The organism is Aeromonas sp. 603079, from assembly GCF_049172135.1.
Taxonomy (GTDB): domain Bacteria; phylum Pseudomonadota; class Gammaproteobacteria; order Enterobacterales; family Aeromonadaceae; genus Aeromonas; species Aeromonas veronii.
Genome location: NZ_JAAKPX010000015.1, coordinates 71466 through 94099, shown reverse-complemented (window position 1 = coordinate 94099; position 22634 = coordinate 71466). Strand labels below are relative to the sequence as shown.

General features: G+C 58.6%; 24 protein-coding genes. 11 read left to right on the top strand and 13 right to left on the bottom strand.

What is annotated here, in order from left to right:
• Positions 1–588: a DJ-1 family glyoxalase III gene (locus G5287_RS12850; RefSeq protein ID WP_421231398.1), complete on the top strand. Its 588-nt coding sequence runs from the start codon at positions 1–3 to the stop codon at positions 586–588.
• An 84-nt stretch (positions 589–672) separates the two neighbouring features.
• On the opposite strand, the gene G5287_RS12845 is transcribed toward G5287_RS12850, so the two are convergent.
• On the bottom strand, positions 673–879 hold the full coding sequence (locus G5287_RS12845; protein WP_245131523.1) for a hypothetical protein: 207 nt from the start codon (positions 877–879) through the stop codon (positions 673–675).
• 131 nt (positions 880–1010) lie between these two features.
• Between G5287_RS12845 and dinB the strand changes: the two genes are divergently transcribed.
• The 6 genes from dinB to rlmM all read left to right on the top strand — a co-directional run bounded on the left by dinB (position 1011) and on the right by rlmM (position 7626).
• Positions 1011–2066, top strand: a complete 1056-nt coding sequence (dinB, locus tag G5287_RS12840) for a DNA polymerase IV (RefSeq protein ID WP_421231409.1) — start codon at positions 1011–1013, stop codon at positions 2064–2066.
• A gap of 66 nt (positions 2067–2132) precedes the next feature.
• Positions 2133–4274: a methyl-accepting chemotaxis protein gene (locus tag G5287_RS12835; protein WP_421231397.1), complete on the top strand. Its 2142-nt coding sequence runs from the start codon at positions 2133–2135 to the stop codon at positions 4272–4274.
• A gap of 284 nt (positions 4275–4558) precedes the next feature.
• A complete protein-coding gene (locus tag G5287_RS12830; protein ID WP_005338622.1) occupies positions 4559–5479 on the top strand; it encodes a transcriptional regulator GcvA in 921 nt (306 codons plus the stop codon).
• Positions 5472–6101 carry an alpha/beta family hydrolase gene (locus G5287_RS12825; protein ID WP_088869975.1) on the top strand — a complete coding sequence of 210 codons (630 nt, stop codon included), beginning with the start codon at positions 5472–5474 and terminating at the stop codon, positions 6099–6101. The genes G5287_RS12830 and G5287_RS12825 overlap by 8 nt, the downstream gene beginning before the upstream one ends.
• Before the next feature lie 51 nt (positions 6102–6152).
• Positions 6153–6539: a DUF423 domain-containing protein gene (locus G5287_RS12820; protein ID WP_075115000.1), complete on the top strand. Its 387-nt coding sequence runs from the start codon at positions 6153–6155 to the stop codon at positions 6537–6539.
• Complete coding sequence (gene rlmM, locus G5287_RS12815; RefSeq protein WP_005338617.1) at positions 6532–7626, top strand: 23S rRNA (cytidine(2498)-2'-O)-methyltransferase RlmM; 1095 nt, start codon at positions 6532–6534, stop codon at positions 7624–7626. Before G5287_RS12820 ends, rlmM begins: the two co-directional genes overlap by 8 nt.
• 80 nt (positions 7627–7706) lie before the next feature.
• On the opposite strand, the gene G5287_RS12810 is transcribed toward rlmM, so the two are convergent.
• From G5287_RS12810 to queF, 7 genes are all read right to left on the bottom strand, one after another.
• Positions 7707–8165: a hypothetical protein gene (locus G5287_RS12810; RefSeq protein WP_128816320.1), complete on the bottom strand. Its 459-nt coding sequence runs from the start codon at positions 8163–8165 to the stop codon at positions 7707–7709.
• A 117-nt stretch (positions 8166–8282) separates the two neighbouring features.
• Positions 8283–9290 (bottom strand): isocitrate dehydrogenase, encoded by a 1008-nt coding sequence (locus tag G5287_RS12805; protein ID WP_421231396.1) that lies wholly within the window; start codon positions 9288–9290, stop codon positions 8283–8285.
• 159 nt (positions 9291–9449) lie between these two features.
• A complete protein-coding gene (xni, locus tag G5287_RS12800; RefSeq protein ID WP_216958970.1) occupies positions 9450–10250 on the bottom strand; it encodes a flap endonuclease Xni in 801 nt (266 codons plus the stop codon).
• Between the two features lie 135 nt (positions 10251–10385).
• Entirely contained in the window at positions 10386–11741 is a 1356-nt protein-coding gene (gene ppnN / locus G5287_RS12795) for a nucleotide 5'-monophosphate nucleosidase PpnN (RefSeq protein WP_019445906.1), read from the bottom strand.
• A 148-nt stretch (positions 11742–11889) separates the two neighbouring features.
• Positions 11890–13503, bottom strand: coding sequence for a diguanylate cyclase (locus G5287_RS12790; protein ID WP_421231395.1), 1614 nt, complete (start codon positions 13501–13503; stop codon positions 11890–11892).
• Positions 13504–13582: 79 nt separating this feature from the next.
• Positions 13583–15865: a hypothetical protein gene (locus G5287_RS12785; RefSeq protein WP_421231394.1), complete on the bottom strand. Its 2283-nt coding sequence runs from the start codon at positions 15863–15865 to the stop codon at positions 13583–13585.
• 177 nt (positions 15866–16042) lie between these two features.
• Positions 16043–16891, bottom strand: a complete 849-nt coding sequence (gene queF / locus G5287_RS12780) for an NADPH-dependent 7-cyano-7-deazaguanine reductase QueF (RefSeq protein ID WP_101530823.1) — start codon at positions 16889–16891, stop codon at positions 16043–16045.
• 204 nt (positions 16892–17095) lie between these two features.
• Between queF and syd the strand changes: the two genes are divergently transcribed.
• Positions 17096–17644, top strand: a complete 549-nt coding sequence (gene syd, locus G5287_RS12775; protein ID WP_201943214.1) for a SecY-interacting protein — start codon at positions 17096–17098, stop codon at positions 17642–17644.
• Between the two features lie 92 nt (positions 17645–17736).
• Here the strand turns inward: syd and G5287_RS12770 are convergent, their stop codons facing one another.
• The 5 genes from G5287_RS12770 to G5287_RS12750 form a co-directional block, all read right to left on the bottom strand.
• Positions 17737–18522 (bottom strand): Zn-ribbon-containing protein, encoded by a 786-nt coding sequence (locus tag G5287_RS12770; protein ID WP_421231393.1) that lies wholly within the window; start codon positions 18520–18522, stop codon positions 17737–17739.
• Between the two features lie 3 nt (positions 18523–18525).
• Positions 18526–18822: a DNA-binding protein gene (locus G5287_RS12765; protein WP_421231392.1), complete on the bottom strand. Its 297-nt coding sequence runs from the start codon at positions 18820–18822 to the stop codon at positions 18526–18528.
• 79 nt (positions 18823–18901) lie between these two features.
• Positions 18902–19138 carry a DUF2789 family protein gene (locus tag G5287_RS12760; protein ID WP_005338602.1) on the bottom strand — a complete coding sequence of 79 codons (237 nt, stop codon included), beginning with the start codon at positions 19136–19138 and terminating at the stop codon, positions 18902–18904.
• A gap of 74 nt (positions 19139–19212) precedes the next feature.
• A complete protein-coding gene (locus G5287_RS12755) occupies positions 19213–19512 on the bottom strand; it encodes a DUF3301 domain-containing protein (RefSeq protein WP_042657215.1) in 300 nt (99 codons plus the stop codon).
• Positions 19513–19623: 111 nt separating this feature from the next.
• A complete protein-coding gene (locus G5287_RS12750) occupies positions 19624–20664 on the bottom strand; it encodes a DUF3549 family protein (RefSeq protein WP_421231391.1) in 1041 nt (346 codons plus the stop codon).
• Between the two features lie 276 nt (positions 20665–20940).
• Here G5287_RS12750 and G5287_RS12745 point away from each other — a divergent pair, with 276 nt between their 5' ends.
• The 3 genes from G5287_RS12745 to G5287_RS12735 all read left to right on the top strand — a co-directional run bounded on the left by G5287_RS12745 (position 20941) and on the right by G5287_RS12735 (position 22577).
• The gene (locus tag G5287_RS12745) at positions 20941–21276 is read left to right on the top strand and encodes a YqcC family protein (protein ID WP_005338596.1); all 336 of its coding nucleotides are present in this window, start codon (positions 20941–20943) and stop codon (positions 21274–21276) included.
• On the top strand, positions 21273–22046 hold the full coding sequence (gene truC / locus G5287_RS12740; protein WP_019445213.1) for a tRNA pseudouridine(65) synthase TruC: 774 nt from the start codon (positions 21273–21275) through the stop codon (positions 22044–22046). The genes G5287_RS12745 and truC overlap by 4 nt, the downstream gene beginning before the upstream one ends.
• 90 nt (positions 22047–22136) lie before the next feature.
• Positions 22137–22577 carry a flavodoxin gene (locus G5287_RS12735; protein WP_201991790.1) on the top strand — a complete coding sequence of 147 codons (441 nt, stop codon included), beginning with the start codon at positions 22137–22139 and terminating at the stop codon, positions 22575–22577.
• Positions 22578–22634: the final 57 nt, after the last annotated feature.

Sequence of the window (22634 nt, the reverse complement as noted above, 5' to 3'; positions counted from 1 at the left end):
GTGAGTGTACTGGTGCTGGTGGCCCCCGGGTCGGAAGAGATAGAGACGGTCGCGATTGTCGATACCCTGGTGCGCGCCAGCATCGAGGTGGTGCTGGCCTCTTGTTGCCCAGCCGGATCGCGGCAGGTGAAGGCATCGCGCGGGGTACAGCTGGTGGCTGATTGTCATATCGACGAGCTGACCCGTCGGGACTTTGAAGCCATCGTGGTACCCGGTGGTTTGCCCGGCAGCGAAGTGATCCGCGATACCCCGCTGGCCATCGAACGGCTCAAAGAGCAGGCCGCTCTTGGTCGCTGGCGCGCAGCCATCTGCGCCGCCCCTGTGGTGGTGTTGCAACATCACGCTCTGCTGGATGATGCCATCGTCACCTGTCATCCCGGCTTTCAGTCCCGACTACCGACATCGCAACTGTCACATGAGCGGGTCGTCAGGGATGAGGCTCATCGCCTTATCACCAGCCAGGGGCCGGGCAGTGCCATCGAGTTTGCCCTTGAACTGGTTCGGGTGCTGCGTGGGGATGATGTGGCTACCGCCGTGGTTGGCCCTATGGTGCTGCCTTGCGCGCACTCTGTTGCTGAATCAAACTAGCCATGCTTTGAAAACCGGGCCCCGGTCATCTTGATCGGGGCCCGTTTGTTATCTGCCGTTGTCGGTCACGCCATCTTGTCCGGCTCAGTAGTCGTATTGTGAACACTGTTTCTTGCTGTATTCCTCACGCCAGCGTGCCAGCTCTTCCTGAGTGCCCAGCGTGTCTCCTTTCTTGATGGCCTGTTCCAGTATCTCAATCCGGTCGAACAGCCAGCGGCACTCCGCCGTCGGGTTGTTCTTGCCGATGCCGGTCAGCGGCAGCACACAGAGTCCCAGCCAGAGATATTTCATTCCGAACGCTCCTTGTCATTGTGGTGGTGAGGGTCTCTTTAGAGTCTATCGTTTTAGCCGTAACGAGAGAGATAGAGCTGTGGTTATCCTTGGGGTAAGATGATGCCATGTCTGTTTATTTATACAGTGGTATGCGCAAGATCATCCATATCGACATGGACTGCTTTTTTGCCGCGGTGGAGATGCGGGATAACCCCGCATTGCGGGAAGTTCCGCTTGCGATAGGGGGGGCCTCCGAGCGGCGCGGCGTCATCTCGACCTGCAACTATGTGGCGCGCCGGTTCGGTGTGCGCTCCGCCATGCCGAGCGCACTGGCGAAAAAACTCTGCCCGCCGCTGGTACTGATCCCTGGGCGAATGGCGGTATACAAGGATATCTCCCGTCAGCTCAGGGCAATTTTCCTGCGCTATACCGATCAGGTTGAACCACTGTCGCTGGACGAGGCTTACCTCGACGTGACCCACAGTCGTTGCTGTGGCGGCAGCGCCACCCTGATGGCGCAAGAGATCCGGCAAGCCATCGTCACCGAACTGGGATTGACCGCCTCGGCTGGAGTGGCCCCCAACAAGTTTCTCGCCAAGCTCGCCTCGGAGCAGCGCAAGCCTGATGGTCTGTTTGTCATTCGTCCCGATGAAGTAGCCGAATTTGTTTGCCAGTTGCCCCTCGGCAAACTGCCCGGGGTGGGGCGCAAGACTGCCGAGCGGCTGGAGGCGCAGGGGCTATACACCTGCGAAGATGCCCGAGCCTTGTCGGCAGAGGAGTTGTGCCGTCGCTTTGGCAAGCTGGGCGAAATGCTGACGACCCGTATCTGGGGGCTGGATGAACAGCCGGTGCAGGCGCACCGGATCCGCAAAACCATCGGGGTGGAGACCACCCTGGCAAGCGATCTCTGTGACGAAGAGGCCTGTCTGAAGGTATTGCAGCAACTGCTGCCTGAGCTGGAACGGCGATTTCAGCTGGCGTGTCCTGCCGAGCAGGTGATGGGCCAGGGGATTAAACTCAAGTTTGCCGACTTCCATCAGACTACCGTCTATCGCAGCCAGGGGGGCTATCAGGCCGCATTGTTCACACCACTGCTCAAGGAAGGGCTGCTGCGGGCGCAAGGGCGTTCGATACGTCTGCTGGGACTGGTAGTCGGGCTACCGAAGGAGGGAGAAGTAAACCAACTCTCGCTGGATTTGCTATGAGATGGTTAAGTTTTTGTTTATAAAGTCGATAATCTACCTGTATCTGCATGAAGTAGGAATATTGGCATGAATGCTCTTTCTGTCCAGGGACGGATTACCCTGATCGCCGGTTGCTGTCTGCTGGTCACGGCCGCTGCGCTGGTCACCTCCTCTATTTATAACGCGAGCAAGATGCAGTCCCAGGTGCGGCAAGCCACCATGCATGAGGCACAGCTGTCAGCCGAAAACAGGATGAAAGCGATGGGGTCAGAGCAGGCCGCCAAGGTGACCAGCTATCTTGATGAAGCCTATTTTCGTGCCAGTCTGCTGGCCGAGAGCGTGCTGTTCCAGCGCAAGAATGCGGCCGACAACTTCGTTCATTCGGAGGCGCTGCGCGGGGCTATCAATCAGCAATTGCACGATGCGGCAGCCTCATCGAACAACCTGCTCGGCGTCTATGCGGTATTTGAGCCCGATCAGCTGGATGGGGAGGACAGCAACTATCAGGGCTCTACGGAACTGGGCTCAAATGACAAGGGGCGTTTTTCCAGTTACTGGGCCTATGACAACGGCAAGATAGAGCCGGAAGTGCAGAATGAGGATGTACTGGCCGATGAGAGCCCGACCGAGGCTGGTGGCATCGAAAACGAGTGGTATCGCTGCAGCATTCGCACCCGTGCCCTCTGCCTGCTGGAGCCCTATCTGGACGATGTGGGCGATAAACAGATATTGATGACCTCGGTGACGGTCCCGCTACTGGAGCAGGAGACCTTGCTGGGGATGGTCGGGGTCGATATCTCGCTGGCCACTTTGCAGAGTCTGGTCAGCACCATGGACAAGGAGCTCTATGAGGGCAAGGGCAGAATCTTGCTGGTCAGTCACGAAGGGCGCGTGGCGGGAGCCGATGAGTTCGATGTGACCATGGGGCGCGGGCTGGATCAGAAGTATCAGGGGCTGGCCAGCGAGCTGAAAGGCTGGCTCAGTCAGGGTCAGGAGCTGACTCGCTGGAGCAGCGACGGCGCCCTGTTGCAGACCTTTGTCCCGGTATCCATGCGTGGCACCGACCGTAAATGGGGCATCTACATTGAATTGCCACGGGCCGTAGTGCTGGCCTCGGCCCAGCAACTGCAAGATGAGCTGGCCAGTGAAGCCAATCGCAGCGTGGTCTCGCAGCTGTCAATCGGGGTGCTGATCTCGCTGGTGGCCCTGAGTTTTATCTGGTTGATGGCGCGCCAGATTGTGGCGCCCATCCGCGCCGTGGTTGCCCGCCTCAAGGATATCGCCAGCGGTGAGGGGGATTTGACCCAGCGTATCGAGATCCAGCGGCAAGACGAGATCGGCGAACTGGCTAAGTGGTTCAACAGCTTCCTCAACAAGTTGCAATCCACCATCAGTCAGGTGATTGATACTGTCTCCGGTACGCGTAACAGTGCCGAGCGAGCCGCGCAGGTGGCCGAGCGCACCAGCAGCGGCATGCAGGCCCAGTATCAGGAGATCGATCTGGTGGCGACGGCATTTGAAGAGCTGAGCGCCACGGCGTTGCAGGTCTCCGGTAATGCCGGCTCGGCGGTGGCGGCTGCCAACACCACTGATGCCGCGGCGCAAGAGGGCAAATATGTCGTTGCTGACACCCAGGAGGCGATGCGCAAGCTGATGACCATCATCAACGATGCCCAGCCGGTGGTGGAGCGACTCTCCGCCAACAGCGACAACATCAACGATATTCTCACCGTGATCCAGGGAATTGCCGAGCAGACCAACTTGCTGGCGCTGAATGCGGCTATTGAAGCGGCGCGGGCCGGTGAGCAGGGCCGTGGCTTTGCCGTGGTGGCTGATGAGGTGCGCAATCTGGCCGGTCGCACCCAGAATGCCATCGTCGAGATCCAGACCCTGATCAGCCAACTGCAATCCGGTACCGGCGCCGTGGTCAAGGCGATCCGCGATGGCCATGGACAGGCTGACGAGACCCTCGCCAAGGTGGATCTCTCGGTGCAGGTACTGGAGCAGATTATCCAGTCGGTCTCCACCATCCATCAGATGAACGAGCAGATTGCCCGGGCGGCACAGGAGCAGAGCCGGGTGGCGGACGAGATCAACCGCAACGTCAGCAACATTCGCGATGTGAGCCACACCATTCGGGCCGAGGCGGCGACCTCCGCCGAAAATGGTCGCGAGCTCTCTGCGCTGGCGGACAAGCAGCAGCAGCTGGTGGGGCAGTTCAAGGTATAGAAGGGATGAAAAAAGGCGCCATCCAGCTGGAGGCGCCAAACACATTCAGATGACAGACTGGGTCAAACCGGTGAGATTTGAGCCCCTCTTCCCGCAGAGGAAGAAACACAACACCACAATCACAGTCGAAAGACTCACTAAAAACACATGTAAACCAACACGTAGTAGAAAATGTGAGCCATATGACGACTGATTGCTGGGCGAATTATGTTTATTCACTGGTCGACCCGCAACCGACAAATTATAATGCGCCCCATTAGAAAAACTCATCGTCGGCTGGTGTCATGTCTCGTCGTTTACCCCCGCTCAATGCCCTCAAGGCCTTTGAAGCAGCGGCTCGTCACTTAAGCTTTACCCGCGCAGCAGAAGAGTTGTTTGTGACTCAGGCTGCCATCAGTCACCAGATCAAGGCGTTGGAGGAGTATCTTGGCATCAAGCTGTTCCGCCGTAAAAACCGCTCCTTGTTGCTGACCGAAGAGGGGCAGGGTTATTTCCTGGATATCAAGGACATCTTTGCCTCCATCTCTGAGGCGACCGACAAGCTGCTGGCCCGCAGTGCCAAGGGGGCGTTGACTGTCAGTTTGCAGCCGAGTTTCGCCATCCAGTGGCTGGTGCCGCGGTTGGTCAAGTTCAGCGAGCGCCACCCCGATATCGATGTGCGGATCAAGGCGGTCGATCTCGACGAAGGGTCGCTCACCGACGATGTGGATGTCGCCATCTACTACGGGCGCGGAAACTGGCCGGGTCTGCGCTCGGACAAGCTGCATACCGAATACCTGATCCCGGTCTGCTCCCCCTTGCTGCTGACCGGGCCCAAACCGCTGCGTACGCCGCAAGACTTGACTCTTCATACCCTGCTGCACGATACCTCCCGTCGCGACTGGAAGGCTTGGTTCCGCCAGCTCGATATCGATGCACCCAACGTCAATCAGGGGCCCATCTTCAGCCACTCCACCATGGTGATCCAGGCGGCGATCCACGGCCAGGGGGTGGCGCTTGGCCACAGCGTGCTGGCACAACCCGAGATTGAGGCCGGCCGCCTTATCTGCCCATTCGAGCAGGTGCTGGTGAGCAAAAATGCTTTCTATCTGGTGTGTCAGGAGCAACAGTCGGATCAGGGCAAGATCGTTGCCTTCCGCGACTGGATGCTGGAGCTGGTGGAGCAGGAAGAGGCGCGTCGCAGGGCAAGGCTCGCCGATGCCTGATGTAATCCGCGAGGGGGCAATTGATGCCCCCGTTCGCATTTTGCTGGCCCACGGGGCAGGCGCGGGGATGGATCATGCCTTTCTTACCGAGTTGTCACGTCTGCTGGCTGGCCCCGACATCGAAGTGGTGCGCTTCAACTTTCCCTACATGACAAAGCGTGCACAGGATGGCAAGCGCCGCCCGCCGGACAGAGCACCTGTGCTGCTAGCCCATTGGCGCGACATGATCCGCGAGTTTGCCCATCCACGGCTGTTTCTGGCGGGCAAGTCGATGGGCGGGCGGATGGCGGCGGAACTGTATAGCGAAGGCGAGGGTGAGATGAATGCTGCAGGATTGCTCATTCTCGGGTATCCTTTCCACCCTCCGGCCAAGCCCGACAGCTGGCGAGGCGAGGTACTCAAGCATATTGCAGTGCCAACCCTGCTGTTGCAGGGGGAGCGCGATACCTTCGGTAGTCGCGCCGAACTGGCCGATTTCCCCTTCTCACCCGCCGTATCGGTCCATTGGTTGACCGATGGTGATCATGGTTTCAAACCGCGTAAAGCCAGTGGCGTGAGTGAGCAGGAGAATATGCAGCATGCAGCGGCGGCCATCAGCCATTTTGTGGCCCGACATGGATAGCACGAGAGGGTTGGTTTGATTGCCAGCCGTGATGAGAGAGGGAGAGTGAGGATGCAGATCCATCGACATTGGCTGATACTGGCCGGTCTCTTCGGGTTGACGGCCACCATGCTGGGGGCTTATGGCGCCCATGGATTGGCGGCGACCGGCATTACACCCGAGCGTCTGGCGGCATTCAATACCGCCGTGCAATATCAGTTTTTTCACGCATTGGCCCTGCTGGTTCTGGGCTGGTGTGGTGTGCGCAGCAAGGTGATCCACCTGGCTGGCACCGCTTTTGTGCTGGGGATCATCGGATTTTCCGGCAGTATTTACGCCATGGTGCTGCTTGGCAGCAAGGGGCTGGGATTGATTACCCCGGCCGGTGGCCTCTGTTTTATGTTGGGATGGACGGCCCTGATCTGGGCTGGCTGTCGTCTTGGAGGAAAAAATGAATAATCTGCTGCTTTATTGCCGCCCCGGTTTTGAGAAAGAGGCGGCTGCAGAGATCACCGAGCGTGCCGGTAACATGCAGTGCTACGGTTTCGCCCGGGTCAAGGACGACAGCGGTTATGTGATCTTCGAACTGTATGACGAGGAGCAGGCGGACCTGCTGGCTCGCAAGCTGCCGTTCCGGGAGCTCATCTTCATCCGCCAGATGCTGGTGGTCACCCATGAGCTGAAGGATCTGGATGTCGCGGACAGGATCTCCCCGATCCTTGAGGCGGTGAGTGACTACACCATTTGCGGCGATCTGCGGGTCGAAACCGCGGATACCAACGAAGCGAAAGAGCTGTCGGCCTTCTGCCGCAAGTTCACCGTGCCGCTTCGTCAGGCGCTGCGCAGCAACGAGATCCTGACCAAGAAGGAGACGCCAAACCGTCCGGTGTTCCATGCCTTCTTCATGGCCAATGATCACGTGTTGCTGGGCTACTCCTATTCGTTCAACAACTCCGGATTCCACATGGGGATCCCGCGCCTGCGCTTCCCGGCCGATGCGCCGAGCCGCTCCAGCCTCAAGCTGGAGGAGGCGTTTTACGTGTTCGTACCGCGGGAAGAGTGGGATGTGCGTCTCTGCTCAGGCATGAAGGCGGTGGATCTGGGCGCCTGCCCGGGTGGCTGGACCTATCAGCTGGTGCGTCGTGGCATGATGGTGACGGCGGTCGACAACGGCATGATGGCCCAATCCCTGATGGATACCGGTCAGGTCAAGCATATCCGGGATGACGGTTTCGTCTGGCGTCCGAGCAAGAAGAACACCTACTGGCTGGTGTGCGACATGGTCGATAAACCTGCGCGGGTCGTTCACATGATTGCGGACTGGTTCCGTGAGGGCGACTGCCAAGAGGCGATGTTCAACCTCAAGCTGCCGATGAAGAAGCGTTATGCCGAGTCGGTGCACAATATCGAGGTATTGCGCGAGATGCTCAAGGAGATCGACAACGCGTTTGTGATCCAGGCCAAACAGCTCTATCACGATCGAGAAGAGATCACCGTGCATGTTTACAACAAGTACTGGGTCTCCAAACTCGAGCCCAAGGCGTGATGTAGCCGTTCAGCCCGTACGATAAAAACCAAGACCGACAGGGAACCCTGCCGGTCTTTTACTATTCGGGGCTCGAAAAATCAGAAACGGTAATCGAGGCGCAGGGAAGATTCGTCGTCGGTCACCTTGATCTCTATCTGCAGCGGGATGGTTTTGTCGACCGGATTGAATTGCATCTTTATCCCGTCTCCTCTCAGCCTGAGGGCGGTGTTCATTCCGCCAGCCTTAAACTTGACCTTGGGTCTGAAGCGTTCGACCGACAGACTGACGCTCTTTTCCGGGGTCAGATTAAGCTGCGGGTAGGAGGTGATCTTTTGATTACCAAAGTTGTCGGTGGAGACTTCAATACCAAACGACAGGGGTTTGGGGGCCTTGAGCAGGTCGTTGGTATCCAGGCTTGAACGCCATACCTCGGTGGCAGTCCGTTTTTCCTGCTGCGGCAGTTTGGCGGTTTGGGTTGATTGAGCCTGTTCGAAGGCACTTGCAGCACCACAAACCAGCATCAAACCCGAAACCAGATAGCACCCGTATCCCTTCATGAAAAACACTCCCTGTTCTTCTTCTCTATTGAACATAGTTGCTGTTTGGGGAGTGGCAAAGGATTCGGAAATATAAAAAAGGGAGCCTATGCTCCCTTTTAAAATCAATTGGTTAGCTTACAGGCGATCGATGATGGCTTGGGTGAATTCGCTGGTGGAAGCCGTGCCACCCAGATCGCGGGTGACCCGATCACCGGATTCGATGGTGGCTCGTACTGCTTCGCGTATCCGCTCTGCTTTATCCTGCATGCCGAGGTACTCCAGCATCTGGATGGAGGCGAGGATCACCGAGGTCGGGTTGGCAATGTTCTTGCCTGCAATGTCGGGGGCTGAGCCGTGGACCGCTTCGAAGATGGCCGCGCCATCGCCGATGTTGGCGCCGGGCGCCATGCCAAGGCCGCCAACCAGACCGGCGCAAAGATCCGAGAGGATGTCGCCGAACAGGTTGGTGGTGACCATGACATCGAAACGCTCTGGGTACATCACCAGATTCATGCAGGCGGCATCGACGATCATCTCTTCGCTCTGGATATCCGGGTAGTGGCTGGCGATTTCACGGGCTACTTCGAGGAACAGGCCGGAGGTTGACTTGAGGATGTTCGCCTTGTGGATGATGGTGACCTTCTTGCGCCCTTCCTGACGAGCCAGCTCGAAGGCGAACTTGACGATGCGCTCGGCCCCTTCGCGGGTGATGATGCTCATCGCCTCGGCGCTCTTGTTGTCATCACTGCGCTTCTGGCCTACACCCGAGTACATCCCTTCGGTGTTTTCACGCACTGTGATGATGTCGATGTTGTCGTAACGGCTTCTGGTGCCCTTGAAGGAGATGACCGGGCGCACGTTGGCGTAGAGGTTGAACTTCTTGCGCAGGGAGACGTTGATGGAGGTAAAACCGCCGCCGACCGGTGTGGTCAATGGCCCTTTCAGGCTCACCTTGTTCTTCTCAATCAGATCCAGGGTGGATTGGGGCAGCAGCTCGCCATGCTTCTCGAGGGCAACCAGACCCGCATCAGCGTATTCGTACTCAAAGTCACAACCCGCATGGGTCAGGATCTGGATGGCTGATTCAATGATGCTGGGGCCGATGCCGTCGCCGGGGATCACGGTAATTTTTCTTTTGGACATGAGAGGGTTCCACTTCCAGGGTATAGGGGAGGATGGGGCTGTTTTATAGCATTTACTCAGCAAACCAACCACATTCCTTTACATTCTACTCACTTTCATCAACAGCGAGGGTGAGTCTCGTCATGGTTCGCCCCCTTGCCTGCATTTTTGTTCGGCCATTTAGTCCGGCTGGGGCGGGTAGCGGATGTCCCGCAGGTTGAATCCCAGTGGAATATCCCGCTGCAAGCGCACCAGCCGCTGGGCCAGCAGGGCCTCATCCTGATGCTGGCGCAGCTTGAGCAGTGGCTTGGCGGCATCCTCTTGCTGACAGGCTTCGAGCATGGCTGCCAGATTGCCATATTGCTGCAACAGCTGGGTGGCGGTCTTGGGGCCGATCCCCGGAACCCCCTTGATATTGGAACCGCTGATACCGGTCAGGGCCCAGAAGTCGACCAGCTGAGCAGGGGCTACCCCATATTGCTGCTGGACGAAGGCGGCATCCAGCCAGCGTTTGTTGAAGTAGTCGCGTACCCGGATCTGCGGGCAGATCAGTTGGCAGAAGCCCTTGTCGGTGGAGATGATGGTCGCCTGATGGCCATGGCTGGCGATGCCGCTGGCCAGGGTGGCGATAAGGTCATCCGCTTCATCGGTCTCGGAGAGCAGGGCATCGACACCGCACTCCCAAAAGGCATCCTGCAGGGTCGCCAACCCCTCACGCAGTTCAGGGGGCATGGGGGTTCGCCCCTCCTTGTAGGCCGGATAGACCTCTTTGCGCCAGCTATGCACCTCGCCATCAAACACGGCAATGACATGGGTTGGCTCGCTATTGGCCAGCAGCTTGCGGCAGGTATTGATAAGGTTGGCGCGAGTTGCAACCAGCGCCTGGGCAGGGGTCAGTGCCTGCTGGGCCTGTACCGCGTGCAGACGGCGAATGAGATTGAGGGCATCGATGATGAGCAGGTGTGGCCGGATAGCTGACATGGGGCACTCTTGGCGGTAGGGACGCCCCATTGTAACAAACCGCTCGCCTTATGGGGGATTGATGGCAGTCGGGAAGGCATTGAGCCAATAAAGAGGGGCGCCGATGCGCCCCTCTGTCGATGATGTATCTGTACCCTAGCGGACGATTTCGTAGCAGGGCACATACTGGCTGCCCGGCAGCTTCATCCGCTGCTGCTTGACGAAACTCTCCAGCAGCTTGTCCATCAGGTGCATCAGCTCCTTGTCGCCGTGCAGCTTGAAGGGGCCTTTCTTCTCGATGGCGCGAATGCCCCCTTCCTTGACGTTGCCGGCGACGATACCGGAGAAGGCACGACGCAGGTTGGCTGCCAGCAACTGGGGCGGCTGGTTGCGGTGCAGATCCAGACTTGCCATGCTGGCGTGATCCGGCTCGAAGGGGAGCTGGAACTCCGGTTCAATCTTGAGGGACCAGTTGAAAGAGTAGGCATCGCCGACCGATTTGCGGTATTCGCGGATTTTCGGCATCGCCTCTTTCATCACCCGGGCCACTTCCGGTGCATCGCCGACAATGATCCGGTAGAGCTTGGTCGCCGGTTCACCTAGGGTCGCCTTGATGAAGTCGTCGATGGCACGGAAGTAGTCGGCACTCTCTTTCGGGCCGGTCAGGATGATGGGCATCGGCTGCCGCTCGTTGGCCGGATGCATCATGATGCCGAGCAGATAGAGCAGCTCTTCGGCGGTGCCGACTCCGCCCGGGAAGATGATGATGCCATGGCCGAGGCGCACGAAGGCTTCCAGCCGTTTCTCGATATCCGGCAGGATCACCAGCTCGTTGACGATGGGGTTGGGCGGTTCGGCCGCGATAATGGAGGGCTCGGTCAGGCCGATGTAGCGCCCGTTGCGTACCCGTTGTTTGGCATGGCCGACGGCGGCCCCCTTCATCGGACCCTCCATGGCGCCAGGGCCACAGCCGGTACAGATGTTCAGCTCACGCAAGCCCAGTTCGCTGCCCACGGCGCGGGTGTACTGGTACTCGATCTCGTTGATGGAGTGGCCACCCCAGCAGACGATCAGGTTGGGATCGGCGCCAGGCAGGATCACCTTGGCGTTGCGCAGGATGGCGAACACCACGTTGGAGATATGAGTCGAATTGGTGAGGTTGACCAGCCGGTTCGATTCAAGCTGGTTGGAGACATAGAGAATGTCGCGCAGCACCGAGAAGAGGTGCTCCTGAATACCACGAATGATCTCGCCATCGACGAACGCGTGCTCGGGGGCGTTGAACAGTTCCAGCTTGACCCCGCGCTCGCGCCGGATCACATGAATGTCGAATGATTTGAAGCGCTCCAGGATCTCCTTGGAGCTGTCGGTATGGCTGCCGGAATTGAGCACCGCCAGCGAGCAGTTGCGAAACAGTTGATAGATATCGCTGGAGGCAGTCTGCTTGAGGCGATCCACCTCAAGCTGTGACAGCAAATCCATGCTGCCAACGGGATTGATGTGCGTAATCATAGGTTCCCCTTTACTCACTTGTTATCGTTGTGTTTTTTCCCTGGGGAGAAAAGGGATGCCATGTTGCATCCCCTGAGTTTGATAGTAGTGGCAACGGAGGGGGGAGGGAAATAGGGCGACGACTGTTCGCTGTTTTTTTAGTCACCACTCAGGCCAGTGTCACTTGATCCCGACCTGCGTTCTTGGAGTGGTAGAGCGCTCTGTCCGCCCGTTCGAACACATCGGAGGGGTTGTCACCATCCTTGAACAGGGTTGCGCCGATGGAGATGGTGATCTCCACCTTGGCATCGCGAAAACGGAACGGGATGCTCTTGATGGTCTGGCGCAGGGTTTCCAGCGGCTTCTGGAACTTGTCCGGGTTGATATTGGGCAGCAGCACCACGAACTCTTCGCCGCCGAAACGGGCGATGAAGTCAGTGTCACGCAGGGCGCTCTGCAGCGCTTTGGCAACAACCTTCAACGCCTTGTCGCCGGCCATGTGGCCATAATTGTCATTGATGTTCTTGAAGTGATCGATGTCGATGATCGCCATGCAGAGCGGAGTGCGGTAGCGAAGCCAGCGCTTGAACTCCTGCTCCAGCCGCTCGTCGAGGGCGGCCCGGTTGTGTACCTGAGTCAGGCTGTCGAGGAACAGCTTGTGCTTCTGAATGGTCAGCCGCTTCTTGTATTCGGCGGTCTCATCCTTCATCAAGCGCAGCTTGGACTCCATGGTGGAGAGGCGGGTGAGCAGGTGACGTTCCCGTGCTGCGGTACTTTCCCGTTCTTGCAGCAGCAGATTGATGGCGCCCATATGGCCGGAGATGGCACGCTTGAGCGCATCGATGGAGTTATGGCTGGCCAGGGAGTGGTCGATCGCCTGCAGTTCGCAGACCAGAGCTTCGCGGGTTTCACGGGTTTCATTTTGTAGCGCACGCCCCTCATCGAGGGATTCGGTAAAGCCGACATGCACTGCTGACAGGCTCTCGTTGAGGGAGCTGAGAAAGGCGCGGGAGGCTTTGCGCTCCTCGCGGGTGCCTTCGATGATAAGTTCGATGACCTGCATACAGGTCTCTGCCAGCATGGCAGGATTGATGCCGATCAGCAGTTGACGGCGGATATCCCCGAGGCTCTCGCCAATTGAACCGGCGAAATCAAGTTCGGTGATCAGCCGCTGCAGTTCGTCTGCGATACGCGCATGATCTTTGAGGTCAAACGGCTCAACATCAGGTTGGGGTTCACAACCGGGCTCGCTCTCTAGCTGTTGGGGCGCTGAAGAGCCGGACAGTGGCTGGCTTGGCAGCAGCTGGATCTTGATCGCCTGCTGATAGAATTCAAGCAGGCGGATCACCTTCTTTTGATGATCGGCAATACCATAGCCGGCGGGGCTTTTCAGAAATTCCTTGAGGGATTTTCGGGTCTCTTCCGGGAAGCCCTTGATGGTTTTTAGCTGTTTTGAGCCAAGATCAATGGCTGCCTGGGTCAGGGTGAGCGACTCTTCCAGTGCATTGCTGTGCTGCTGCAGCAACTTCTCGATGGCAAGTAGCTCTGCATCCAGCGAGGTGAATGCGGGATTGCTATCCAGTCTCTGCTTGAGCTTGGCGAAGCGATTGTCCAGCTCACGATCGAAGCCGCGGCAAGAGAGCATCAGCTTGTTGATAAACTGGATGCCACGAGCTCGCTCTGCATCGGAAAAGGAGAGAACGCCGTCGAGCTCCAGCTGTTTTTGCTGGAGGGATTCCCTGAGCCTGGCCAATTGTCCTGCTACGGCAGCGATGTCATTCATTATCAGGTCGCCCTGTTGTCATTATTGTTTTTGGTGTTGGATAGCAACAGTGGCCGAACCCGAGGTTGAGTGTCGTCTGTTATCTATTATTTGCCGGCTGGCCTTCAGCCGCTTGCATCCTTGCGAGGCTGGGCCAGTTAACCCATTGCTTTTCATGAGAAGAATTGACTTTTACCAGCCCCTTGTCAATTGCCATCAAGCCGCATTGCCACACATCCCCATTAAAAAATGCAGCCTGCTGGCAATCGATGGCGGCGAGCTCCAACCAGGCGTTTTGCCGGTATTTTTCACTGAGCTGAATGGCTCCCGACAGGGCGAGATAGCAGAGGTCGAACAGGCCATTGTGATCGAGCGCGGTCGCCGCCTTGGGCAGGAAGGGGTGGCTGACAATCCCCAGGCTTATCTGGCGATCAAGCTCGTATTGGCAAGGGAAGGCGGCGATGGCGGTTAGCAGGTCTCCCGCAAGTTGATGCAGGTTGGTCACGTGGCGCTGCGGCACAACGTACAGCATGTGCCCTTCCCGCAAGTCATAGATACGGCCATCTTGCGGGGTCAGGGTATCCATATAGATGCCGAACGCCTGCTCGATTTCACGGCTGGCCTGATAGCCGTGGCGCTCCAGCGTATTGACCAGGAAGGGTACCCGGAACAGCAGATAGTGCAGCTTGTCATCGAATTCACTGTGCTCTTCGCTCAGATACCAGCGCTCCGATTTCAGCTGGCGTTTTGCCATCTCCCGCGGCCAGCGATTCATCAGCCGCTGCCAGTTGGCAAGTCCGGAGCGGGGTTCGATCAGCAGGGCCTCGCCAGTGCGTTTCAGTTGCAGACGGGCGGTACGCAATTTTAGCCAGAGGGTGAAGAAGAGGTAGATAAAGAGCGCCAGCAGCAGGCTGGTGGTAATGCTCGACCAGAGATAGCGCTCCTGCTGGTGCTGGCTGTTGTTAAGCTGCTGCTCCAGCTCCTTGATGTGTTGTACCCGTTCAACCTGGACATAGTTGTCGCGGATCGCAGCCTGCTCCTGATCAATTTCCTGCTGGCGAACCTCTTCTCCCAAACGATGGAAGCGCTTGTAACTGTCGAGGGCCTGGTGCAGGTATCCCTTCTGTTCATACGCAAGTGACAACAGGCGGAATACTTCGTACTGGCGGCGAGTGTCGCCTACCTGATTGGCCAGTGCCCGGGCATTTTCCAGCTGCAGGATGGCGATGGCCGCCTCCTGCTTCTTCAGATAGAGCTCGCCGAGCAACAGCAGGGTATCGATCAGCGGCTCTTTGGCATCGCCCAACTCGTGGGACTGCCGGGATGCATTGAGGTAGTTGCCGGCCAGCGAGAGGTTACCGCTTTGCAGATAGGTCTTGCCTATCTCGTACTTGAGCAGAGAGGCATGCGGCCGACTGCTTCCCTCATCAAGCAAATCCAGCGCATTGAAGAAGTAGACCAGCGCCATATTGAGGTCGCCCTGATCGCGGTTGAGTCGGGCCAGCACGATAAGTGAGTCGCATAGCAGTGACGGATTGCCGATGGAGTGAAAATAGTTGGCCGCTTCATTAGCATATTGCAGTGCTTTCTGGGGCTCCTGCTCTTGCTGATAGAGTTTGACTATCTGGTTGGAGAGCAAGCCGAGAAAGAGCGGGTCGTTGAGATTCTTGGCCTGCTGCTGGGCATCGATATATTCACCCAGTGCCAGCTGGGGTTGTTGCAGCACACGATAAAGGTCGCCGCTGATGGCGCTGACCCAGGCGCTGGCAAGAGGATTGGTGGCTTTGGCAGCCCAGATCCTTGCATCCGCCAGATGGGTCTTGGCGTCTTCAAGATGCTGATTTTCAATCTCGTAGCTGGTGCGTTGCAGGCGGCTATAGATCTGTAACTGGCTCTGTTTGAGGTCGGGACGGGCCAGCTGTTCGTCCAATTGTTCCAGCAGGATACGGCTGTTGTTCTGGCCATCTTGCCTTAGCCCCTGGCTACGGATTTTGAGATAGAGGGCGTGGGCCTTGAGTTCGGGTTGGCGTTCTCTCTCCGCCAGCTCCATCGCTTTGTCGAGGGTTTGCTGGGTAGCTTGATATTGGCCAAGCTGGATTCGGCACTCCCCTTCAAGCAGGTGTGCTCCGATGGTTTGCGAAACGGTGCTGTAGCTGAGCAGAGGCTCGCGATAGCCGAACTCCTGACGATTACTGATGATTTGCTGGGGATTATTGGCCGCACGCGTCAGAAAGGCGGAGGTGATCTGAACACATCTGGCAGGGTCGGTCAGCACCAGTGATTGGGCCTGTTGCAGATCCAGGGATAGTTGCTCCTTGTCCAGATCCAGATTCGGAGCGGACAGAGAAGACATCATCATAGCCAGAAAAAACAGTTGATTCATTGGATTAAGGACGGCGCAGAGGTGTTGGCATGTTATCCAAGCCCACCCCTGCGAGTCCAGCGTTTACTGATGGTGTGCTCAGGCTCCTTTGTAGCCGGATGCATCAAGGCGCCAGCAGGGTTGAGATAGCAGGGCGCTCGGGTGTGATACCGGGAAGCCCTTTATCAACGTCTGCTCTTATTGACGGATCAGACGCAGGTTGGTTGGCACGGCTTCGAAATCGGAGCGGAACGGGTTGATGTCGAGGCCGCCGCGGCGGGTATAGCGTGCATAGACGGTCAACTGCTCAGGCTGGCAATAGTGCTTGAGGTCGATAAAGATCCGCTCGATGCACTGCTCGTGGAACTCGTTGTGTTGGCGGAACGAGATGAGGTAGCGCAGCAGCTTCTCCCGATCGAGTTTCGGCCCCTTGTAGCGGATTACCACGGAGCCCCAGTCGGGCTGGCTGGTGACCAGGCAGTTGGATTTGAGCAGGTGGCTGTGCAGAGTCTCTTCAACCTGCTCGCTGCCGGCCGCCCCTTGCAGCAGGGACGCATCAAACTCGTAATTGTCTACCTCGATATCCTGCTCATCAATGCACTCGCCGGGCAGCAGGGCAATCTGGTGCGGCGCCTTGTCGAGGGGGAACAGGGTCACCTTGACGGTCTCACCGGCACAGGCACTCAGATCCTTGGTCAGCATGGCGGCGACTGCCTCGATAGAGTCGCAACGGGTCTGGTTGAAGGAGTTGAGGTAGAGCTTGAAGGATTTGGATTCGATCAGGTTCGCACTGGTGGCCGGAATGGCCACTTCACCCACCGCCACCATCGGCTTGCCCTTGGCATTGAGCCAGGAGAGCTCATAGAGGGTCCAGACATCGCAACCGCTAAAGGGCAGGTCATCGCCCAGCTTGAGATCATCCCGGTTCAGGCTACGTGGAACCGGCTGCAGCAGGGAGGGGGTGTACTGGCTAATGTAATCGGATTGCTGGCCCAGGCTCAGGCCGGTCAGGGCGCTGGCCCCGGCGTATCTATCTTGTTTGCTCACAGGGTTGCTCACGTAATGTGCTCATGATGAGTGGAATGAAACGGGCCATTGCAGGGCCGGATGGTTGCAGCCGCTTGGCTTGGGCGTCGGCCTCTCTGTATCCCGGGTTCTGTTTCCCGGGTCACTAGGTCGGCTGGCAACCTTGTCTGTTACCGGGTTTGGTGGTGCAATAGCGGACTTTGCCAGCAATTGTGGGGATTTTCGATGTCGGATCAAGTTTTGTCTGCCCTGGAGCACTTTTTTGCCCGCTGGCAACGGGATGGCGAGGCCAGACGAGGCCTGCCCCTGTGCGAGTGGGAGGCGGACTGGCGTTCCCCCTGCCAGCTTGGTGAGCCTGCCGATGGTCGGGTGGCCTGGCGTCCTCACCATCGTCCCGAACCCGCCGATTTTACAGCCATGGCCGATGCCCTCGAGCTGACGATTCATCCCGGCGCCATTGCCCTGTTCGGGCACTGGTTCAGCCGCCCCATCCCCTGCCTTTTCAAGGGGCTGCGCCTTGAATTGATCCTGCCATGGAACGACGCGGATCTCGACCTGCTCAGGGAGAACCTCATCGGCCACCTGCTGATGCTGCGCAAGTTAAAACGAACCCCCTCCATCTTTATTGCCACCACCCGCAACGAGATGACGCTCATCTCGCTGGATAACGAGAGTGGTCAGGTGTGGCTGGAGTGGCTCGATTCAGGCCGCCGTCTGACGCTGGCGCCCTCTTTGCCGGCGTTTCTGGAACGGCTGGAGACGTTGCCGCAATAGCACCTGCTCGAGCCAAGGTTACCCATCGGAACGAAAAGAGCCTTGCCATGCGGCAAGGCTCTTTTTTATGGCATCGCGTACAGGGAACGCGCTTAATCCTTGAAATCCCAGGAGAGGTTGGAGATCAGACGGCAGCTGTCGCACTTGAAGTCGAAGATCTCGTGCAGTGGCTCTGCCAGCGCCCACTCACCGCCACAGCTGGGGCAGGGGCGCGCCTTCTCCTCGGCGGCGCTCAGCCCGCCCACCCGGTAGAGGTAGTAGTAGGTGGGGATGCCGCTCAGCACTTCCAGCCGTTTGGCCAGATCGGTGCCGCGCCGGTAGAGGCGGCTGCCCACTTCGCCGATTTCGTGCAGCGCCGCATGTTCGGCGATGGAGCCGTTCATCTGCAACTGATCGCACGCCTCCCAATCCTCCTGCCACTTGATGATCTGCTTCTGATCTCCGTTGGCGACTGCGGGCAGCTGGTAGAGCGGAATCGGGGCGAAGTGGTCGCCACAGCGCAGCGGCGAGCAGGTGTGCAGGAAGCTGGTGTAGAGCATCATCCAGCTCGGCCGCTCGCCCTGCTGGCTGCAAGGATCTGTGCTGTCGGAGAGCAGATCCGCTCCCTGCAGCTGGAGTTTGGGCGCCAGCAACCCCGCCTGATTGAGCTGCTGTTCGGCCAGTTTGACCAGCTCGCTCTGGTTGTCGGGGTGCAGGCTATCCTGCTCTGGGCAGACCACCCGACTGACGAAATAGCCCTCATGCATGCTGGTGGGGAACTCCCGCCCGAGGATCTGGCCCTGATAACGCAGCATGTCTAGGTAGTTGACGATGGCCCGCTCGGCGTCGCCAAGGGAGGTATCGCGGTAGCACTCAAAGCAGAGTTCGATGATATACATGGTTCAGCCTTGCTTCTGCTGGAGGAGCAGGTCGGTCAGGCGATCCACCTTCTGTTCGATGCGCGCGAGCTGTTCGGCGAGTTGCTGCAGGGTGAGCTCCGGTGCTGGCTGAGGCACAGCCTCTGGCAGGAGCTCGCTCTCGGCGGTCGCAACTGGCTGCTGCTTCCACTGGCTCAGCACTTTCAGCAGCTCGGCCATCGGCACAGGCTGGGTGAGGCGGGCCTTGATCATGGCAGTGGTGGGCGTCAGGCCCTTGGCGGCCAGCTCGTTGGCAATTCGGATGATCTCGTGGGCGGACATAAGCATGCTCTGGGTGAGAAGGGGGGATCGATATCGGGGCGGGATCTTAACCAAAGCCGGCAGGGGAGGAAAGGGCGGCTTAGCGGGGTTGGCGCAGCATCACATCGAGCTGGTCGATCGCTTCACACCAGTCGGAGTCGTTCCACAGGGCGTCGCGCAGAAAGCTGGCCTGGGCGGCGTTCCAGAAACCGGCCTCCGGCAGCAGGGTCTCATTGTCGAGGTGATGGTCGTGCACAAAGCGGTGCAGGCTCAGCTCGTCGTTGGCCATCCCGAGCTGGGCAAACAGGGCTGGCAGATCGTGGACAAGGGGTTCCATCTCGTCTCTCCCTTTGTTTAATCCCTGAGATTATAGACAGGCACAGCCATCGGGCGCAGAGACGAGAGTGGAGATCAGGCAGAGGGGATGCGATGGGGTGGCAGATCAACGCCTACGACGTGCAGCCCCTGCATCTTGAGGGTGCCCTGATAGTGGCTCTCGCCATCGCTGGAGAATTCAAACTGATAGTGGGTCAGCAGCCGCAGGGGATTGCGGGCCAGCTCCCGCCGGTTGCGGGCCAGCGACAGCAGTTGCAGATCATGGTGCTGGCAGTAGCGGCGCATGTATTGCCAGGCCACTTCTGCCTGTTGGCGTTGCAGCCAGAACAGGCCGGCAATCGCAATCAGCAACAAAATTCCGAGCATCTCTCCCATAGGCGGGCTTCCTTATCGTGATGTCGATAACCGGGAGTCCTGCTCGGTACTCCCGATCTCCTTTTCTATTTCCCGCCGTGTTGCCTAGTGGCGTGAGGGGGGGGCGAGGGATCAGGCCGAGGCAAACAGACGGCCGATGGCCTTGCCCAGCGCATCGCTGCGGTCGGGGTCACGCAGTCTGGCCAGCATATCATTGCGCAGGGCCGGTAAAGTGACCAACTCGGCAAAAACCTGATTGAAGAACTGGGTCGGTTGCAGTGCCAGCTGTTCCAGATAGTGGCTGAGCAGATTGGCATCTTTCAGGTCGGGCCAGAGCCGGCCCGCAATGGCGAGCAGCAGCGCCGGGCTCGGCTGGGTTTGCAGCAGGGTCAGTAGCTTGTTGGTGCGCAAAGAGCTGCCGGGACAGGAGGACATCGCGCGGCAGAGATAGGCCAGGGTCTCAGGGTTGGGGGCGGCGCACTCCTGCTCCTTGCCGATCCGCTCAAGCAGGGCGCCTTGTACTGCCGGCGGCAGCGGGGCGTTTTCAAGGCTTTGGCAGAGGGCGTAGAGCGGCTCTTGCGGCAGTTTGGGCAGCGCCTTGCAGATCAGCGCCAGATTGCGCTCATCATGCAGTCGTTCGGCCAGATCGGCAAAGCCCTGCAGCCCCAGCGTCTGCCAACCAGTGTCGTTGGGGGCGGCCAGATAGTGGCAGAGGGCATCGTAATAGGCAGAAGGGGCCTGTTCCAGCTGGCGCGCCAGTTTGGCGTGCAGACTGGCCATCTTGGCCTCCGCCGGGCGGAAGGTGTAGGGATTGTCGGCCAAGCGCTGGGCTTTTTCCTCGTCCAGATCGCCGGTGAGCTTGTAGCCCAGGGTCTCCACCACCTGATCCATGAACAGCTTGGGGCCGTTTGACATCAGCAGGCCGCGCTCATCGAGGGCAAACTTGAGGAACCAGAGGTAGTGGCGAGACTCGCTTGGCTGGAAGAAGTGTACACCGAGCCAGGCGTGCTGTTGCAGCGGCCAGGGATAGGGCTCCTGCTGCTGTTCGATGCGCACAAAGGTGTCGCTTGCCAGTGGCCGCACCTGGCGGCCCATGTCAAACAGCTGGAACTGGGTGCCAGCCTGAGTCAGAAATTCGGTCAAGGTATTGATGGCAGTAGGCGTCACAGACATGGTGAGATCCGGCTAATGGTGATGCGGGCCGATTATAAGGCCCTTGCCGAGGATAGCCAGTGGCAGCAGACGTGCGCTGCGGCAGATATCAACATGGCAGCCATGCGGGGGGAGGTGTATAGTATCGCCCTTTTTTAAAGGCGGTAGGCCGCGCTGGCTGCTGTGTATGTCGACGAGCTGGCTGAACCGCCGGTGCTACGTGACTGAATGTATCGGCATCCTGGCTGACCCTGTCGGGTCGGCGGATCAATCTGTGGTTATAAGGAAGAGAGCGAGATGAATCAATATTTGCTGGTAGCTGGCCTGTTGGGGGAACTCACCGCCGAGTTGCAGCGCCTTGAGCGCTGGCAAGCTGACCATCCCGGTGACGAAGCCCTGGCAAGCACCCTGCCTTTTTGTGTCGATACCCTGAGCTTTGATCAGTGGCTGCAGTTCGTGCTGATCCCGCGCATGGAGCAGCTGGTGATGTTGCAGGCTCCGCTGCCAACTAGCGTTTCCCTCTATCCCATGGCCAGCGAAGTCTACAAAGAAGATCTGGCCGAGGCAGAAGCGCTGCTGCGCCTGATCGCCCGCTTCGATCTGCTGCTTTCCGGCAAAGTGATCGAACAATGATGCCTGCGCAAACTCGAGAAGAGAGTGACCTGAAGCTGACCCTGCTCTATCAGGATGAGTGGCTGGTGGCGGTCAACAAGCCGTCCGGTCTGCTGGTGCACCGCAGCTGGCTCGACAAGGGCGAGACCCGTTTTGCCATGCAGATGACCCGGGATCTCATCGGTGGTCGCCATGTCTATCCGGTGCATCGCCTCGACCGTCCCACCTCAGGCGTGCTGCTGTTTGCGCTCGATCCGGTGATTGCCCGCGCGCTGACCGAAGCCTTTACCCAGCGTCAGGTGCACAAGGAGTATCTGGCATTGGTGCGTGGCTGGGCGCCCGAGCAGGGGGTGATCGACTATCCCCTCAAGGAGCAGCTGGACAAGATTGCCGATGCCATGAGCAACCCGGATCGTCCCGCGCAGGATGCCGTCACCACTTTCCGGCGCCTGCATCAGGTCGAGCTGCCCCACGCGGTCTCCAAGAAGCATCCCACCAGTCGTTACAGTCTGGTCCGATTGTTCCCGAAGACCGGCCGCAAGCATCAGCTACGCCGCCATATGGATCATCTGTTCCACCCGATTGTGGGCGACACCACCCACGGCGATGGCCGCCATAACCGCTTCTTCCGCGAGCACTTTGGTTGCGAGCGGCTGCTGCTGGTGGCCCGCACCCTGAGCTTTACCCATCCGGTGCTCAAGGTGCCAATGCGGATCCAGGCTCCGCTCGGTCAGGATGTGCTGCGCCTGTTTGCCGAGCTGGGCTGGCCCGCCAGCGAGAGCGACTACTAAGCGCCTGCTCCTCAGCCCTGAACCGGTAGCATCTGACGCCAGCTTGCTGATAGAGTTGCTCAAAAGAGTGACTCAAACAGGGAGAGGAGAATGGCGCAGATCGATATCGTGGTAGGAACTGTCTATGGCGCAGCCATGTTGGTGGCCGAGACCTTGGCAGATGAGCTGGAACGCAATGGGCATCACTGTTCTCTGCACGAAGAAGCACGGCTGGCGGACATCGACCCCGGCCGTTTTTTATTGCTGGTCAGTGCCACCACCGGGCAGGGGGATATTCCACCCAATCTGCAGCCTTTTGCCAGCGAGCTGGCCGACAAGGCACCTTGGCTCAAGGGATTGCGTTATGCCCTGATTGCCATGGGGGACAGCAGCTATGACCATTTTTGTGGCGCGGGCCGTCGGCTGGACGGATTGCTGCAAGAGTTGGGGGCCACGCGAGTGATGCCCCCGCTGGAGCTGGATGCCACCGTGCACGATGAACCCGAACAGGTAGCACTCAGCTGGCTGAAAAAGTGGGATATTCAGCCCTGAATATTCTCTGAAATAGAGCCATATCAATCCCCTGAGCCTTAAGTCGCAGGGGATTGT

Excerpts from the sequence above, each read along its gene's own strand:
- G5287_RS12770 (WP_421231393.1), bottom strand. The coding sequence starts at position 18,522 with ATGTATATCATCGAACTCTGCTTTGAGTGCTACCGCGATACCTCCCTT.
- G5287_RS12790 (WP_421231395.1), bottom strand. The coding sequence starts at position 13,503 with ATGAATGACATCGCTGCCGTAGCAGGACAATTGGCCAGGCTCAGGGAA.
- truC (WP_019445213.1), top strand. The coding sequence starts at position 21,273 with ATGATGCCTGCGCAAACTCGAGAAGAGAGTGACCTGAAGCTGACCCTG.
- G5287_RS12765 (WP_421231392.1), bottom strand. The coding sequence starts at position 18,822 with ATGTCCGCCCACGAGATCATCCGAATTGCCAACGAGCTGGCCGCCAAG.
- G5287_RS12735 (WP_201991790.1), top strand. The coding sequence starts at position 22,137 with ATGGCGCAGATCGATATCGTGGTAGGAACTGTCTATGGCGCAGCCATG.
- G5287_RS12820 (WP_075115000.1), top strand. The coding sequence starts at position 6,153 with ATGCAGATCCATCGACATTGGCTGATACTGGCCGGTCTCTTCGGGTTG.
- G5287_RS12750 (WP_421231391.1), bottom strand. The coding sequence starts at position 20,664 with ATGTCTGTGACGCCTACTGCCATCAATACCTTGACCGAATTTCTGACT.
- dinB (WP_421231409.1), top strand. The coding sequence starts at position 1,011 with ATGCGCAAGATCATCCATATCGACATGGACTGCTTTTTTGCCGCGGTG.
- G5287_RS12810 (WP_128816320.1), bottom strand. The coding sequence starts at position 8,165 with ATGAAGGGATACGGGTGCTATCTGGTTTCGGGTTTGATGCTGGTTTGT.
- rlmM (WP_005338617.1), top strand. The coding sequence starts at position 6,532 with ATGAATAATCTGCTGCTTTATTGCCGCCCCGGTTTTGAGAAAGAGGCG.
- G5287_RS12805 (WP_421231396.1), bottom strand. The coding sequence starts at position 9,290 with ATGTCCAAAAGAAAAATTACCGTGATCCCCGGCGACGGCATCGGCCCC.
- ppnN (WP_019445906.1), bottom strand. The coding sequence starts at position 11,741 with ATGATTACGCACATCAATCCCGTTGGCAGCATGGATTTGCTGTCACAG.
- xni (WP_216958970.1), bottom strand. The coding sequence starts at position 10,250 with ATGTCAGCTATCCGGCCACACCTGCTCATCATCGATGCCCTCAATCTC.
- G5287_RS12835 (WP_421231397.1), top strand. The coding sequence starts at position 2,133 with ATGAATGCTCTTTCTGTCCAGGGACGGATTACCCTGATCGCCGGTTGC.
- G5287_RS12755 (WP_042657215.1), bottom strand. The coding sequence starts at position 19,512 with ATGGGAGAGATGCTCGGAATTTTGTTGCTGATTGCGATTGCCGGCCTG.
- G5287_RS12825 (WP_088869975.1), top strand. The coding sequence starts at position 5,472 with ATGCCTGATGTAATCCGCGAGGGGGCAATTGATGCCCCCGTTCGCATT.
- G5287_RS12830 (WP_005338622.1), top strand. The coding sequence starts at position 4,559 with ATGTCTCGTCGTTTACCCCCGCTCAATGCCCTCAAGGCCTTTGAAGCA.
- G5287_RS12760 (WP_005338602.1), bottom strand. The coding sequence starts at position 19,138 with ATGGAACCCCTTGTCCACGATCTGCCAGCCCTGTTTGCCCAGCTCGGG.
- G5287_RS12845 (WP_245131523.1), bottom strand. The coding sequence starts at position 879 with ATGAAATATCTCTGGCTGGGACTCTGTGTGCTGCCGCTGACCGGCATC.
- G5287_RS12745 (WP_005338596.1), top strand. The coding sequence starts at position 20,941 with ATGAATCAATATTTGCTGGTAGCTGGCCTGTTGGGGGAACTCACCGCC.
- G5287_RS12785 (WP_421231394.1), bottom strand. The coding sequence starts at position 15,865 with ATGAATCAACTGTTTTTTCTGGCTATGATGATGTCTTCTCTGTCCGCT.
- syd (WP_201943214.1), top strand. The coding sequence starts at position 17,096 with ATGTCGGATCAAGTTTTGTCTGCCCTGGAGCACTTTTTTGCCCGCTGG.